Here is a 15,316-nt window from a genome sequence, read left to right as displayed (position 1 = left end):
CATGCAACGCACCGTGATCCTCGCCTCCACCTCGCGCTACCGCCGCGAGCTGCTCACCCGCCTGCGCCTGCCCTTCGAGGTGCATGCGCCCGAAGTCGATGAAACGCCGCTGCCCGGCGAAACCCCGCAGGCCCTGGCCCACCGGCTCGCGCTCGAGAAAGCCAACGCCGTGGCCGCCCGCTTCCCCGACGCCGTGGTGATCGGCTCCGACCAGGTGGCCGACCTGGCCGGCGAAGCGCTCGGCAAGCCCGGCGACCATGCGCGCGCCACCGCCCAGTTGCGGCACATGCGCGGCCAGACGCTGGTCTTCCAGACCGCGGTGGCGGTCGTCTGCCAGGCAACGGGCTTCGTCCAGCGCGACTTGGCGCCCGTGCGCGTGGTGTTCCGCGAACTCAGCGACGCCGCGATCGAGCAGTACCTGCTGGCCGAGCAGCCCTACGACTGCGCGGGCAGCGCCAAGAGCGAAGGCATGGGCATCGCGCTGCTCGAGGCCATCGACAGCGACGATCCCAGCGCCCTGGTGGGCCTGCCGCTGATCCGCACCGCCCGCATGCTGCGCGCCGCCGGGATCGACCTGCTGTGAACCGCGGCAAGCTCTACCTCGTGCCGGCGCCGCTCGATTTCGGCTGCGACACCCAGGCACCGCTGCAGGACGCGCTGCCGCTCGGCACGCTGCAGACCGCCGCCAGCATCACGCACTGGATCTGCGAGAACGCCAAGTCCGCGCGCGCCTACCTCAAGCGCATCGACGCCGTGGCACCGCTGGCCGCGCCGCTGCAGGCGCAGGCGATCCAGGAACTGCCGCGCGAGGTGCACAAGAAAGGCGACCACGCCGGCCAGTTCGACGCCCGCCCGCTGCTGGCCGCGGCGCTCGAAGGCCACGACATCGGCCTGCTCAGCGAAGCCGGCATGCCGGCCGTGGCCGATCCGGGCTCGTCGGTGGCCCGCGCGGCGCACGACCTGGGCATCACGGTGGTGCCGCTGATCGGCCCGGTCTCGCTGCTGCTGGCGCTGGCCGCCAGCGGCCTCAACGGCCAGAACTTCGCCTTCGTCGGCTACCTGCCGCAGGACGCCGACGAGCGCCAGCGCCGCATCCGCGAACTCGAGGCGCTGGCCCTCAAGACGGGGCAGACCCAGTTGTTCATCGAAACGCCCTACCGCAACGCCGCCCTGCTGCAGGCGCTGGTGCAGACGCTGCAGCACAACACGCGGCTGGCGGTCGCTCGCGGCCTCACGCTGGCCGAGGCGAACCTGCGCAGCGAGACGATCAAGGGCTGGCGCGCCAACAAGCCGCCGGCCGGCGTCGACGAACGCCTGCCCGCCGTGTTCGCGATCGGGCGCTGACGATGGCCGTGACTGCGGCCACGCGCTGGGCCTCGCGCGCACAATTCTTCGCCTCGGGCTTCATCTTCGCGACCTGGGGCGTGCACGTGCCCACGGTCAAGGGGCACTACGGCATCGACGAGGCCCAGCTCGGCCTCGCCATGCTCGCGGCCGGCGCCGGCGCGATGTACGGGCTGACAAGCGCCGGCCGCTGGATCGGCCGCCACGGGCCGCGGCGCATGGCCGCGCTGTGCGGCTGCGTCTACGCGCTGCTGCTCTGCGGCCTGATCGCGATGCCCGGCTACGCCGCCCTGCTGGGCCTGCTGGCGGTGTTCGGCCTCGTCACCAGCGTGTTCGACGTGGCGATCAACACCGAGGCCGCGCAGCTCGAGCTGCATGGCGGCAAGCCGCTGATGAGCGGCATGCACGGCATGTTCAGCCTCGGCGGCATGGCTGGCGCGGCCAGCGGCAGCGCGGCGCTCGCGGCCGGGCTCGCCCCGCAGGCGCACCTGCTGCTGGTGTCGGCGGCGATGGTGGCGCTGGTCGCGCTGTCGGCCACGCGCATGCTGCCGAAGCCGCCCGCGGCCGCCGGCGCCACCGAGGCCGATCACGGCTTCCGCCTGCCGCGCGGCGCGCTGGCGGTGCTGGGCGTGCTTGCGGCGCTGGGGCTGATCGCCGAAGGCGCCATCTACGACTGGAGCGTGCTCTATCTGCAGCAGGAACTGGGCAGTCCGCAGCAGCAGGCCGCCCTCGCCTACGCGAGCTTCTCGGCCGCCATGGCGGCGGCGCGTTTCGGCGGCGATGCGCTGCGCGCTCGTTTCGCGCCCGCGGTGCTGCTGCGCGGCAGCGGCCTGCTGGCGGCGGCGGCGATGGCGCTGGTGCTGCTCACCGACTGGCCCTGGCTCGCGCTGGTGGGTTTCGCAGGCGTGGGCATCGGCTTTGCCAATGTGGTGCCGATCCTGTTCGCGGCCTCGGCCAAGGTGCCGGGCGTGGAGCCGGCGCGCGGCATCGCGGCCGTCTCGGCGATCGCCTACCTGGGGTTCATGGCGGGCCCGGCGGTCATCGGGCTGATCGCGCGCGCCACCTCGCTGACGGCGGCGCTCTACGTGGTGGTGGTGTTCGCGGTCGCGCTGGCGGCCTCGGCGCGTTACGCCGCGGCCGGCATGCGCGGCGACTGACCGCGCCTCAGCGCAGCGCGGGCACCGACTTCAGCGAACGGATCGTGGCGTCGCCCATGGCGGCGCCGAACTTCTTGGCCAGCTTCTCGGCCACGTTGTCGCGGCGGGTGTAGTCGATGACTTCCTCGGCCTTGATCACCTCTCGCGCCACGTAGTCGACGTTGCCGAGCTGGTCGGCCAAGCCGTAGCTCACGGCCTGCTCGCCGCTCCAGAACAGGCCGCTGAACAGGCCCGGGGTGTCGAGCTTGAGGCGGTCGCCGCGGCCGGTCTTCACCACGTTGATGAACTGCTCGTGGATCTGGTCGAGCATCTTCTGCGCGTGTTCGCGCTGCGCGTCGTTCATCGGGCTGAAGGGATCGAGGAAGCCCTTGTTCTCGCCCGAGGTCAGCAGGCGGCGCTCGACGCCGACCTTCTCCATCGCGCCGGTGAAGCCGAAGCCGTCCATCAGCACGCCGATGCTGCCCACGATGCTGGCCTTGTCGACGTAGATCTTGTCGGCGCCGGCCGCGATGTAGTAGGCCGCCGAGGCGCAGGTTTCCTCGACCACGGCATAGACCGGCTTCTTGTGCTTGGCCTTCAGGCGCTTGATCTCGTCGTTGATGATGCCGGCCTGCACCGGGCTGCCGCCCGGCGAGTTGATCAGCAGCACCACGCCCTTGGCGCCGTCGTCCTCGAAGGCGGACTTCATCGCCGCCACGACGAACTCGGCGCTGGCGTCGCCGCCGTTGGCGATCTCGCCCTTGATCTCGACCACCGCCGTGTGAGCCGTGGTCTTGGCGGTGCTCGGCGCGCCGCGCGACAGCGCGAACCAGGCCAGGAAGATGAAGAAGGCCAGCCAGGCCAGCCGCGTGAAGGTCTTCCAGCGCCGCGTGGACTTCTGCTCGTTGAGGGCCGCGAAAGCCAGTTTCTCGAGCGTGGCGCGCTCCCAGCCGGGACGCTGAGTGGGATCGTTGGACATGGTGCGTTGGGGATCGGGCGAAGACGAAAGAGAAGGCGGGGCCGGCTCGAAAGGCTCGAAACCGTGGGGATCGGTGCGGTTCTGGTCGTTCATGGAAGCGGCAGGCGAACAGGCAGTCGCAAAGCGCGGCGCTTGCTAGAAGTTGAGGGGTTGAAGGTTCCAGGCAGTATGCCAGTGCACCACGCCGTCGCGCTCGCTCAGCGCGATCTTCACGAGGCCGCCGCGGCACGGCCCGCCCGCGCATTCGCCGGTGTCGGGCCGGTACACGGCGCCATGGGTGGCGCACAGCAGCCACTGGCCGGTGTCGTCAAAGAAGCGGTCGGGCTGGAAGTCCATTTCCATCGCCACGTGGCTGCAGCGGTTGAGGTAGGCGTGCGGCTGGCCCTCGAAGCGCACCGCGAAGGCGCGGCAGGTCTCGCCGCCGTAGACCACGTCGAAAGGCACGGCCTGGCTGCCCTCCACCAGGTCGGCGCCATTGCACAGGGGAATGCTGTCTTCGCTCATGGCAGGCGATTGTCGTGTCAGGCGTTGCCCAGCAGCCAGGCTTCGAGGTCGGCGATCGAGTGCGCGATGTGCAGCGGCTTGAACTCGGCGAAGCTGTCGGGCTCGTGCGCGCCGTAGCTCACGCCGACGCTGGCGCAGCCCGCGTTCACCGCCAGCTGCAGGTCGTGCGTGGTGTCGCCGATCATCAGCGTGCGCTCGGGGGCCACCTCGAGCTCCTCCATCAGCTCGAGCAGCATGCGCGGATGCGGCTTGCCGAAGGTCTCGTCGGCGGTGCGCGAGGCGTCGAAGCGGTCGCGCAGCGCCACCGTCTTGAGCGCCTCGTTGAGGCCGCGGCGCGACTTGCCGGTGGCCACGGCCAGCTTGTGGCCGCGCGCGCGCAGCGCGTCGAGCATCGGCAGCACGCCGCCGAACAGCACGATGTCGTCCTGGTGCTGCAGGTAGTGGTAGCGGTAGCGGGCACCGAGCTCGGGGTACTTCTCCTTCGGCACGTCGGGCGCGGCGCGCGCCAGCGCCTCGGCCAGCCCCAGGCCGATGACCCAGGCGGCATCGTCCTCGCTGGGCTTGGCGCCGCCGACGTCGACCACCGCCGCCTGGATGCAGCGCACGATCAGCCGCGTGGAGTCGTAGAGGGTGCCGTCCCAGTCGAAGGCGATCAGGTCGAAGCGCGGGGGACGGGCGTTGTCTGCAGAGTCAGTCATGGGTCGTGGGCGTGGGGTGTCGTGTCATCGCGTCGAGCGCGGCGGGCGGCATCAGCGAGCGCAGCTCGGGCGGCAGCTCGGCCTGCAGCGCGACGCGCTCGCCGGTGGCGGGATGGTTGAACTGCAATCGCCAGGCGTGGAGGAACATGCGCTTGAGGCCCAGCTTCTGCAGCGCGCGCCGGCGCTCGGATTCGCCGTACTTGTCGTCGCCGGCGATCGGATGGCCGGCCGACGCCAGGTGAACGCGGATCTGGTGCGTGCGGCCGGTCTTGATGGTGACCGCGAGCAATGACATCGGCGTGGCATCGCCGGGCAGCGACAGCGTGGCCAGCGCTCGCACCAGCGTCACGGCGCGCATCGCGTCGGGATGGTCCTTGGCCACCACGCGCACGCGGCGTTCGCCGGCACCGGCGCCACCGTCGGGCAGCAGGTACTTGGCGAGCGGCGCGTCGAGCACCTTCTTGTTGGCGGGCCAGGCGCCCTCGACCAGCGCCAGGTAGGTCTTGCCGGTCTCGCGCTCGCGGAACTGCTCCTGCAGCGCCACCAGCGCGCTGCGCTTCTTGGCGACCAGCAGGATGCCCGAGGTCTCGCGGTCGAGCCGGTGCACCAGCTCGAGGAATTTCGCGCCCGGGCGCGCCGTGCGCAGCTGCTCGATCACGCCGAAGCTCACGCCGCTGCCGCCATGCACCGCCACGCCGGCGGGCTTGTCGACGGCCAGCACGGCCTCGTCCTCGAGCAGCAGCGGGAATTCGCGCGCCGGCGCCGCGCTCGCGGCCTCCTCGGCGCGTTCGGCCACACGGATCGGCGGCAGCCGCACCACGTCGCCGGTCTCGACGCGGGTCTCGGCCTGCGCCCGCCCCTTGTTGATGCGCACCTCGCCCGACCGGATGATCCGGTAGACGTGGGTCTTCGGCACGCCTTTCAGATGGCGGAAGAGGAAGTTGTCGAGGCGCTGCCCGGCCGACTCGGCGTCGATCGTGAGGAAGCGGATGGCCGCCGGCTCTCCGGCAAACTCCTTAGCCGCGGGGGCTTGCTTCGCACCTATAATGTTTTTCACCAGCGCGGTCGTGTAAGTGCTTGATTAGACAGAAGTTTAGAGCACTGCTGTCAAACACCCCGGCGGCGCTGCGAGGTCGATGCCGCTTTGGCGACGAGCCTGCAAACCCCGCGCAACTGCGCAAAGTGGCAGGCCAGACGCCCAAGTCAAGCCGACACCCACGAAACACCGATACGGAATACCAGCCTGCAGCCTCCAGCTGCCGGCGGATCGAAGCGAGTCCCTTTGTGCTGATGCTGCTGATTCAAATATGCCTGCGCTGGCTGACCTGGTCCCGACCAGCGGCCTCAGGCATCGAATCGCCAGAACCGCGCGCCACCCTTGCGCAACGGGCTGTCAAAAAGACAGCCTCTCAGCACCACGAAGGGCTCGCCCCCATCCACGCGCCCCCACTCCGGCTGTCGTCACCGAGCTGACGCTCGAGACGGCCGCTCGCGCTCGCGCGCCGCGGCACCCAGCATCCGGAGCCAAGCGGCAATTCCCCAAGTTTCGCGGGCGTCGTCCGTGCATCGTTGGCCCTCCAGGGCCGGTAGAACGATACATATAAGGACAACGCATCATGAAGCGGATGCTGATCAATGCCACGCAGGCCGAAGAACGCCGCCTGGCCATCGTCGACGGGCAGAAGCTCCTCGACTACGAAATCGAGATCGAGGGACGCGAACAGCGCAAGGGCAACATCTACAAGGCCGTCGTGACCCGCGTCGAGCCCAGCCTCGAAGCCTGTTTCGTCGACTATGGCGAGGACCGCCACGGCTTCCTGCCGTTCAAGGAAATCTCCAAGCAATACTTCGCCGAAGGCGTCTCGGCCAGCCAGGCCCGGATCCAGGACGTGATCAAGGAAGGCCAGGAACTGGTCGTCCAGGTCGAGAAGGAAGAGCGCGGCAACAAGGGCGCGGCGCTCACCACCTTCATCTCGCTGGCCGGCCGCTACGTCGTGCTGATGCCGAACAACCCGCGTGGCGGTGGCGTTTCGCGCCGCATCGAGGGCGACGACCGCGCCGAGCTCAAGGAGGCGATGGACCAGCTCGAGTACCCGAAGGGCATGAGCATCATCGCGCGCACCGCCGGCATCGGCCGCTCGGCGCCCGAACTCCAGTGGGACCTGAACTACCTGCTCAAGCTCTGGACCGCCATCGACGGCGCGGCCAAGGGCGGCAAGGGCGCCTTCCTGATCTACCAGGAATCCTCGCTCGTGATCCGCGCGATCCGTGATTACTTCAATCACGACATCGGCGACATCCTGATCGACACCGACGACATCTACGACCAGGCGCAGCAGTTCATGGCGCACGTCATGCCCGAGCATGCCGCCCGCGTGAAGCGCTACCGCGACGACGCCGCCCTGTTCAGCCGCTTCCAGATCGAGCACCAGATCGAATCGGCCTACGCCCGCACCGTGCAGCTGCCCTCGGGCGGCGCCATCGTGATCGACCACACCGAGGCGCTGGTCTCGGTCGACGTGAACTCGGCCCGCGCCATCAAGGGCGGCGACATCGAAGAGACCGCCACCCGCACCAACCTCGAAGCCGCCGACGAAGTGGCGCGCCAGATGCGCCTGCGCGACCTCGGCGGCCTGATCGTCATCGACTTCATCGACATGGACGAGTCGAAGAACCGCCGCGAGGTCGAAAGCCGCCTGCGCGACGCGCTGCGCCAGGACCGCGCGCGCGTGCAGTTCGGCTCGATCAGCAAGTTCGGCCTGATGGAAATGAGCCGCCAGCGCCTGAAGCCCGCGCTGTCCGAAGGCTCGTCGATCCCCTGCCCCCGTTGCGGCGGCTCGGGCCACATCCGCGACACCGAATCGAGCGCGCTGCAGATCCTGCGCATCATTCAGGAAGAGTCGATGAAGGACAACACCGCCGCCGTGCACGTGCAGGTGCCGGTGGAAGTCGCTTCGTTCCTGCTCAACGAGAAGCGCACCGAGATCGCCAAGATCGAGCTCAAGCAGCGCGTGAGCGTGCTGATGGTGCCGAACAAGACGCTCGAGACGCCCAACTACAAGCTCGAACGCCTGAAGCACGACGACCCGCGCCTCGACCACATCGAGGCCAGCTACAAGATGGCCGACGAGATCGAGGATCCGACCTCGGTCACGCGCCGCTCGCAGGAGCCCACCAACAAGCAGACGCCGGTCATCAAGGGCGTGCTGCCCGACGCGCCGGCACCCGTGGTGCCAGTCAAGCCCGAGCCGGTGCGCGCGCCCGTCGCCGCACCCGCACCGGTCGCGCCGCCCGTGGCGGTGGCGCCCGCGCCGGCCGAGCTGGGCTTCTTCGCCCGCATCAAGAGCTGGTTCGGCGGCGGCACGCCGGCGGCCGCGCCGGCACCCGCGCCCTCGGCGATTCCGGTCGAGCCACCGAAGCCGACGCGCCGCGAAGGCCGTGACGGCCGTCCGGGCCGCGATGGCGAATCGCGCGGCGCACGCGACGGCGAACAGCGCCGTGGCGGCCGCGGCGGCGAAGGCCGCAATGCCGAAGGCCGTGGCGAGAACGGTGCCCGTTCGGGCAACCGCGACGGCGAACGCCGTGGCGGTGGTCGCAATGGCGAGCGCCGCGAAGGCGGTCGCGAGGGCCGTGAAGGTCGTGAAGGCCGCGACAACCGCAGCGCCGAGCTGCGCGCCGATGGCCAGCCGCGCGAGAACAACCGCGAAGGCCGTCCGCCGCGCGAGGGCGATCAGCGCCGCGGTCGTGGTGAACGCCGCGAGGGCGAAGGCCGCAACGTGCCGGCCGAAGCGCTCGAAGGCGTCAGCCTCGAAGCCCAGCAGCTCGCACCGAACGCGGTGCCGGGCGAGGAAGGCACGGCTGGCGGCGAACGCGCACCGCGCGCCCGTCGTGAACGCGGCGAGCGCGGTGAACGTGGCGAACGCAACGCCGAACGCGGCGAGCGCAACCTGAACGGCGATGCGCCGCGCGGCGAAGCCGCCGCCGGCGAGGACGGCAACGCCGCGCAGGGCGAACGCACCGAGCGTGCACCGCGCAACGGCCGCGAAGAGCGTGGCCCGCGTGGCGAACGCAACGACGGCCGCCGCGAGCGCCGCAACGACGGCCAGCCGCGCTTCAACGAGGAAGGCGAAGCCGCCACCATCGCATCGGCCGACGCCGAAGCCGGCCGCGAAGCCGCACCGCAGGACGGCGCCGAGCAGGCACCGCGCCGCGACGGCGAAGAGCGCCGCGGCCGTTCGCGCGACCGCTACGGCCGTGACCGCCGCGAACGCGCACCGCGCGAAGAAGGCGAAGCGCAACCCGTGGCCGCCTTCGACGGCGCGCCCGCCGAGGCGCAGAACCTGCAGGACGCACCCGTCGCGCGCCAGCCGCAGCCGTTCGCTGAGCAAGCGGTGGCCCAGGTCGCCGAGACTGCCGACAGCGTCGCGATCGTCGCCGAAGCCCCGGCCGCCGCACCGCAGGTGCGCGAGCCCGCGCCGCAAGCGCGCTTCGAGCAGCCGCAGCAACCCGCAGTGCCCGCGGCACCCATCGTGGTCGAACGCGCGAGCGCGCCGCAGCCGGCCGCCAACGGCCGTGCGCTGCCGAAGGTCCAGTCCTTCGAGCTGCCGCTCGACGAGCTCGCGCAGATCGCGCAAAGCTCGGGCCTGCAGTGGGTCAACTCCGACGCCGAACGCATCGCGCAGGCGCGCGCCGCGATCGCCGCCGAGCCGAAGCCGGTCCACGTGCCGCGCGAGCGCCCGCCGGTGATCGTGCTCGACGAAGGCCCGCTGGTGCTGGTCGAAACCCGCCGCGAACTGGCCGCGATGACGCTGCCGTTCGAGCAACCGGCTGGCGAAGCGCAGCCGGAGCAGCGCACGCTCTGAGCACCTGCTCGACTGCAATGAAGACGGCGCCCTCGGGCGCCGTTTTTCATGGGGCCGGCGCCACCAGCCCCGGCATCTCGAGGATCAGCTGCCCGAAGCGGCAGGCACAGGGCGTGTGGCCGTTCTCGCTCCAGATCAGCGAGAAGTCTACGCTCGGCAAGGGCCGCAGCCCATAGCGGCCGTCGACGATCTTCATGCCCGGCTCCACGTCCTCGCGCGTGATCACCGTCGCCGCGAGCCCCGCGAGCACCGCCGCGCGAATGCCCTGCGGGCTGGCCGAGGTGAACACCACGTGCCAGTCGATCGGCGCGAGGTCGAGCGCCGCGCCGGCCACCTGCCGGTAGACGCAGGGCTTCGGAAAGAAGGCCAGCGGCAGCGAGCCTCCCTTGGGCGGCTCGAAGGTCTCGGCCGCGGCCCAGACCAGCTGCGTGCGCCGCAGCCGCGTGCCCTCCTCCACCTCGGGCGGCGACATCACGACCGCGAGGTCGAGCTCGCCGGCCTTGATCGCCGCGCGCAGGTCGACGTGCATGCTCACGCAGACCTCCATGCGCACCGACGGAAAGGCGCGCGCGAACTGCGACAGCAGCGGTGCCAGGCGCTCGCCCAGGAAGTTGTCGGGCGCGCCGAAGCGCACCACGCCCGAGATCGGCGAGGGCTGGAAGCGCTGCGTCATGGCATCGAGCGTCGTCAGGATCTGCTCGGCATAGCGCAGGAAATCCTCGCCGTCCTCCGTCACCGTGAGGCGGCGCGTCGTGCGGTGCAGCAGCGCGCGGCCCACCTGCTCCTCGAGCCGGCGGATCTGGTGGCTGATGGCCGACTGCGTCAGGTGCAGGCGCTGCGCGGCGCGCGTGAAGCTGCCGGTCTCCTTCACGGCCACGAAGGCGCGCAGCAGGGTGGGATCGAAGTCCATGGCGGGAGGCGGGAAGTCGTTTGAGTAGTGACAGAGATTAATGAATCTCACGAAATTAAATCATTTCCCTCATGAAGACCCTTTGCCCAGAATCGCGCTCCTCACGGCCGGCCTCCTCGCCGCGCCGCGCCAACCGGACGCCCCATGACCCTCTCACCCACCGCACGCAACCGCCTCGCGCTGGTCGCCCTCTGCCTCGTCGCCGCGATGTTCGGCCTCGAGATCTCCAGCATTCCCGTGATCCTGCCCACGCTCGAGAAGACGCTGCACGCCGACTTCGAGGCCATGCAATGGATCATGAATGCCTACACCATCGCCTGCACCACGGTGCTGATGGCGGCCGGCACGCTGGCCGACCGCTATGGCCGCAAGCGCGTGCTGGCGATCAGCCTGCTGCTGTTCGGCCTCACCTCGCTGGCCTGCGGCCTGGCGCAGAGCGCGCCGCTGCTGATCGGCGCGCGCTTCCTGCAGGGCCTGAGCGGCGGCACCATGCTGATCTGCCAGATCGCCATCCTCTCGCATCAATTCCAGGAGGGCCGCGAACGCAGCCGGGCCTTCGCGATCTGGGGCGTGGTGTTCGGCGTCGGCCTGGGCTTCGGGCCGATCGTCGGCGGCGCGATCGCCGCGCTGTGGCACTGGGAATGGGTGTTCCTGGTCCATGCGCCGCTGGCCGCCATCGCCTGGCTGCTGGCGGCCGTCAGCATCGGCGAGTCGCGCGACCCCGAGGCGAAGCGGCTCGACCTCGCGGGCATCGTCACGCTGTCGCTCGCGGTGCTCGGTCTCACGGGCTACATCACGCAGGGGCCCGGGCTCGGCTTCGCGAGCGCGGCGGGCCTGGCCCTGCTCGGCGCCTCGGCCGCGAGCTTCGCCGCCTTCGTCGCGGTCGAGCGAAGCCGCGCCCATCCGATGTTCGACTTCTCGGTGTTCCGCATCCGCGCGTTCTCGGGCGCGATCCTCGGCTCGGTCGGCATGAACTTCAGCTTCTGGCCCTTCATGATCTACCTGCCGATCTACTTCCAGGCCGGCCTGGGCTATGACGCGGTGCAGGCCGGCACGGCGCTGCTGGCCTACACGCTGCCGACCCTGGTCGCGCCGCCGCTGGGCGAGCGGCTCGCGGCGCGCTTTCGCGCCGGCGTCGTGATCCCGGCCGGCCTGTTCGCCATCGGCGCGGGCTTCCTGCTGATGCGCTGGGGCAGCGGCGTCGCCGAGGCGAGCTGGCTCACGCTGCTGCCGGGCTGCCTGCTGGCGGGCCTCGGCCTCGGCGTGATCAACACGCCGGTGACCAACACCACCACCGGCTCGGTGCCCGCGAGCCGCGCCGGCATGGCCTCGGGCATCGACATGAGCGCGCGGCTCATCACGCTGGCGATCAACATCGCGCTGATGGGCTTCCTGCTGCTCGCGGGCATCGGGGCCGCGCTGCGCCGCGCGCTGCCGGAACTGGCGCCGTCGCTGCCCGCGCTCGCCGAACGGATCGCGGCCGGCCATCTCGCGACGCTGCACCCGGAGTTTCCGGCGCTCGCCGCGCTCGACCCTTCGGGTGCGATCGCCCACGGCGCGTTGCTGCAGGGTTTCGGCGGGGTGATGCTCTACGGTGCGCTCGGCGTGTGGGTGCTCGCGGCGCTGAGCGCGCTGGCCTTCCACGGCGGCAGCAGGCGGCCCACGGTCGCCTGCGCCTCGCGCCCCTGAGCTAGCGCAGCGAGACCGGGTGGTTCTCGATCTGCGCCGCGTTGCGCCAGGCCAGCGCGGCCTGCTCGGCATCGCCGCGGTCCTCGGCCAGTTGCGCGAGCGCGAGCCAGGCGCGGCGGTAGAGCTCGGGGTCCTGCAGCCCCATGCCGGCCTGCGACAGCAGCTGCTGCGCCTTGCCCCAGAGCTGGCGCTTCATGCAGGCCATGCCCGCGAGGTACTGCAGATTGGCATCGCGCGGGTTGTTGCGCTGCGCGCTCTCGATGCGCGCGAGCCAGTCGGCATCGACCGAGTCGAGCCCCGCCTCGAGCGCCAGCGCGAGCTTGACGCGCAGCGCGTCGCCGAGGCCGCGCGGCAGCGACACCATGCGCTCCCAGGCCGGCAGCAGCCAGTTGCGCGCCACCGGCAGGTCGCCCTTGAGCAGCACCATGCGCTGCGCGGCGTGGATGGCCACCTCGGGCATCTCGCGCTCGACCGTCTCGAGTTCGGACCAGGCGCGCAGCAGCTGCGCCGGATCGTGCGCGCCCGACAGCAGCTCGGTCGCGAGCCCGCGCACGATGCTCTGCGCGGCGGCCTCCGAGAAGGCGCGGTGCTTGGCCAGCAGCCGCGCGGTCTCGAGCGCCTCGAGCGTGCGGCGGTCCTGGCGCGCGGCCTTCAGCCGCAGCCGCAGCGCCAGCGTGCGCCGCTGCGCGCCCTGCGGCAGTTCCTCCAGGCGCGCGAGCGCGGCGGCCGGATCGCGGTCTTCGAGCGCCCAGCGCGCGGCGCGCAACTGCACGCCCTCGCGGGTCTCGGGACTGGCCAGCAGGTTGCGGTCGGCGCTCTCGTTGAGCGCCTGCTGCAGATGGGCGTCGCGCGCCGGGCGGTCCTGCAGCGCCTGCGCACTCTCGGCCGCGAGCAGGTGCGACAGCACGCGCACCTGCTGCGCCTGCGGCAGGCTGGCGCCGAGCGCGGCCAGGGTCTTCTCCTGCGTGAGCGCGGCCTGCGCGGCCTTGCGTGCGCGCGAGAAGCGGCCCGAGATCAGCTGCACCATCGCATCGAGCAGCGCCGAATGCAGCATGCGTTCCTTCTGCTGCATGCGCCACTGGCGCGCCTGGGTCGGCAGCGAGAACAGCGCGGCCAGTGCGCGCAGCGCCGCGTGCAGCAGCACGAACAGCGTCAGCAGGATCACCAGCACGAGGTTGAGCGAGAGGTCGACCCGCCAGGGCGGCCAGAACACGGTGATCGTGCCCTGGTTGTTGCCGGCGAACAGCGCGACCGCCGCGGCGACGGCGAACAGCGCGAGGAGCCAGAGTGCGGCGCGCATGGAAAGCCCTGCCTTCTCAGCGGCCGGCCGCGGCGGTGGCCAGGGCGGCGAGCGTGTCGTCGATGCGCGGCGGCTCGGTGGTCTTCACCAGCGCCTGCAGCTGCTGCAACTGCGTTGCGGCCGTCTGCGTGCGGCGCGACGCGGGATCGAAATAGCGGTTGAGCGAGGCCGCCACGTTGGCGAGCTCGGTGCGCGTGACGTCGACCTGGCGCGACAGCAGCGACAGGCGCGCGTTGAGCAGCTTGAGCTTGAGGTTCTCGCGCAGGAAGTAGGTCTGGTCGGGCGCCAGCAGGATCGCCTCGGGCCGCTCGATGCGGCCCACGCGCACCAGCGAGCGCGCCTCATTGCGCACCGTGAGCAGCGCGCGCTCCCACCAGGGCGCGTCGGCCGGCACCGGGTCGGACTGCCAGGCATTGAGGCCGGTGCCGCGCATCGCGACCGCGTTGAGCGGCGGCAGGTCGTCCACGCCACGCATCAGTTCGTCGAGCTTCTGCAGGGCCTCGCCACCGTCGGCGCTGGCGGTGCTGCGCAGCCGGTCGGCATCGCGCTGCATGGCGCGCTGCAGCGGCGCCAGCCGCGGCTGGGCGGCGCGCGCGATGCGCAGGTCGCCGGCCTTCAGCGCGGCCAGCAGCGGCTCGACGCTGCCCGTGACCTGCGCCTGCTGCAGCGCGAGCCGCAGCGTGGATTCGATGTCGACCACCAGGTTCTCGTCGCGCGAACGCGAGAGGCTCTGCATCAGTTCCTCGAGCTGCGAGCGCTGCAGCGCGACCTCGGCGACGCGGGTCTCGGTGAGCGCCACGCGCGCGGCGGTGTCGCGCACCGTGTCCTTGGCCTCGCGTGCCAGCGTGCGCGCCTCGAGCGACTGCATCAGCGCCTCGCTGCTCTGGCGCGCGAGCTGCTCCTTCATGTTGCCGACCTTCTGCCACAGCGCGATCGACGTCAGCAGCGCGCCCAGCGAGACCAGGGCCAGCAGGCCGAGGCCGATGCGCGTCAGGGTGGTGGCGGCCGCGGCGAGGGCGGCGGGAGATTGGGAAGAAGTCGTCAGCGGAGCCGGCACGGGTGCCTGGGGTGCGGCGGAGGCGGAAGAAGACTCGTCGGACGGAGGCACGGCGCTCATGCGAGGGATTCTATCGACGCGACCAGCGCTTCCAGCAGCGGCGCGCTCTCGCGCACCGTGCCGAAACCCGCGCCACGCGCGGCTTGCGCGATGCGCGGGTGGGTGGCGATGGCACGCGCGGCCCGCCAATCGATGGCCGGCAGCGCGGTGCGCAGGTTGGCGATCGCCTCCGAGCTGCTGAAGAGCCAGAGCGCGCGGCCCGCGGCGCCCTGTTCGGCCAGCCGGCGCTGCGCGCCGTCGAGCACGGGCGCGAGCCGGCGGTAGGCGACCACCGTGTCGCGCCGCGCGCCCGCAGCGTCGAGCGCCTGCGCGAGCCAGTCGCGGCCCGCGGGCCGGCCCTGCGCATCGCCGCCGCGCACGATCAGCACGCGCGTGCCGGGCACGACCCGTGGCCCCACGATCGCCCACAGGGCTTCGGAATCGAAGCGGCCTTCGTCGGCCGCGGGTGTGTCGATGGCCTCGGGCGGAACACCGTTTCGTTGCAGCGCGCGCGCGGTGCCGGGGCCGGTGGCCCAGAAGCGGCAGCCGGCCTGCAGTGCGGTGCCGGTGTTGGCTTCGAAGAAGTGATCGACCGCCGCGGCGCTCACGAACATCCGCGCCGCATGGCGCTCGTTCCAGGCCGCGCGCAGCGGCGCGGCATCGGCCACCGGCGCGATCTCGATCAAGGGCAGCGCGCGTGCGTCGAAGCCCGCGTCACGCAGTGCATCGATCCAAGGCGGCGCCTCGCGCGCCGGTCGCGTCACGAGGACGGTCGGCGCTGCGGTCGTCGCCACGGTC

The 15,316-nt window shown here is 71.4% G+C and carries 13 protein-coding genes; 5 read left to right on the top strand and 8 right to left on the bottom strand.

All coding sequences use genetic code 11. The features are described 5' to 3' along the window. Window position 1 precedes the first annotated feature (1 nt). From AC07RM_RS29055 to AC07RM_RS29045, 3 genes are read left to right on the top strand one after another with little or no spacing between them, the layout of a single operon-like run. Window positions 2–583: a Maf family protein gene (locus AC07RM_RS29055; RefSeq protein ID WP_495336750.1), complete on the top strand. Its 582-nt coding sequence runs from the start codon at window positions 2–4 to the stop codon at window positions 581–583. Next, complete coding sequence (locus AC07RM_RS29050; protein ID WP_495336749.1) at window positions 580–1,344, top strand: SAM-dependent methyltransferase; 765 nt, start codon at window positions 580–582, stop codon at window positions 1,342–1,344. Before AC07RM_RS29055 ends, AC07RM_RS29050 begins: the two co-directional genes overlap by 4 nt. 2 nt (window positions 1,345–1,346) lie before the next feature. Then, window positions 1,347–2,501, top strand: a complete 1,155-nt coding sequence (locus tag AC07RM_RS29045) for an MFS transporter (protein WP_296780081.1) — start codon at window positions 1,347–1,349, stop codon at window positions 2,499–2,501. Window positions 2,502–2,508: 7 nt separating this feature from the next. Here the strand turns inward: AC07RM_RS29045 and AC07RM_RS29040 are convergent, their stop codons facing one another. From AC07RM_RS29040 to AC07RM_RS29025, 4 genes are read right to left on the bottom strand one after another with little or no spacing between them, the layout of a single operon-like run. Further along, window positions 2,509–3,552: a S49 family peptidase gene (locus tag AC07RM_RS29040; RefSeq protein ID WP_093348650.1), complete on the bottom strand. Its 1,044-nt coding sequence runs from the start codon at window positions 3,550–3,552 to the stop codon at window positions 2,509–2,511. Between the two features lie 42 nt (window positions 3,553–3,594). Beyond that, entirely contained in the window at window positions 3,595–3,963 is a 369-nt protein-coding gene (locus AC07RM_RS29035) for a Rieske (2Fe-2S) protein (RefSeq protein WP_093348647.1), read from the bottom strand. Window positions 3,964–3,980: 17 nt separating this feature from the next. Continuing rightward, complete coding sequence (locus AC07RM_RS29030; protein ID WP_093348645.1) at window positions 3,981–4,661, bottom strand: HAD family hydrolase; 681 nt, start codon at window positions 4,659–4,661, stop codon at window positions 3,981–3,983. Then, on the bottom strand, window positions 4,654–5,718 hold the full coding sequence (locus tag AC07RM_RS29025; RefSeq protein ID WP_208513642.1) for an RluA family pseudouridine synthase: 1,065 nt from the start codon (window positions 5,716–5,718) through the stop codon (window positions 4,654–4,656). Before AC07RM_RS29025 ends, AC07RM_RS29030 begins: the two co-directional genes overlap by 8 nt. A 559-nt stretch (window positions 5,719–6,277) precedes the next feature. Here AC07RM_RS29025 and AC07RM_RS29020 point away from each other — a divergent pair. Then, entirely contained in the window at window positions 6,278–9,523 is a 3,246-nt protein-coding gene (locus tag AC07RM_RS29020; protein WP_495336748.1) for an Rne/Rng family ribonuclease, read from the top strand. A gap of 46 nt (window positions 9,524–9,569) precedes the next feature. Here AC07RM_RS29020 and AC07RM_RS29015 read toward each other — a convergent pair whose 3' ends face one another. Continuing rightward, window positions 9,570–10,433, bottom strand: a complete 864-nt coding sequence (locus AC07RM_RS29015) for a LysR family transcriptional regulator (protein ID WP_490879733.1) — start codon at window positions 10,431–10,433, stop codon at window positions 9,570–9,572. A 144-nt stretch (window positions 10,434–10,577) separates the two neighbouring features. Between AC07RM_RS29015 and AC07RM_RS29010 the strand changes: the two genes are divergently transcribed. After that, window positions 10,578–12,122 (top strand): MFS transporter, encoded by a 1,545-nt coding sequence (locus AC07RM_RS29010; RefSeq protein WP_495336747.1) that lies wholly within the window; start codon window positions 10,578–10,580, stop codon window positions 12,120–12,122. 1 nt (window position 12,123) lies between these two features. Here the strand turns inward: AC07RM_RS29010 and AC07RM_RS29005 are convergent, their stop codons facing one another. Genes AC07RM_RS29005 through AC07RM_RS28995 form a run of 3 tightly spaced genes read right to left on the bottom strand, consistent with a single transcriptional unit; the run spans window position 12,124 to window position 15,312 of the window. Further along, window positions 12,124–13,422, bottom strand: coding sequence for a heme biosynthesis protein HemY (locus tag AC07RM_RS29005; RefSeq protein WP_208513639.1), 1,299 nt, complete (start codon window positions 13,420–13,422; stop codon window positions 12,124–12,126). A gap of 16 nt (window positions 13,423–13,438) precedes the next feature. Further along, window positions 13,439–14,539, bottom strand: a complete 1,101-nt coding sequence (locus AC07RM_RS29000) for a uroporphyrinogen-III C-methyltransferase (protein WP_093348629.1) — start codon at window positions 14,537–14,539, stop codon at window positions 13,439–13,441. After that, window positions 14,536–15,312, bottom strand: a complete 777-nt coding sequence (locus AC07RM_RS28995; RefSeq protein ID WP_495336746.1) for a uroporphyrinogen-III synthase — start codon at window positions 15,310–15,312, stop codon at window positions 14,536–14,538. The genes AC07RM_RS29000 and AC07RM_RS28995 overlap by 4 nt, the downstream gene beginning before the upstream one ends. Between the last annotated feature and the right edge of the window lie 4 nt (window positions 15,313–15,316).

It is taken from the genome of Variovorax sp. GW821-FHT09B05, from assembly GCF_059418265.1.
This window is presented reverse-complemented; position numbering and strand designations above follow the sequence as displayed.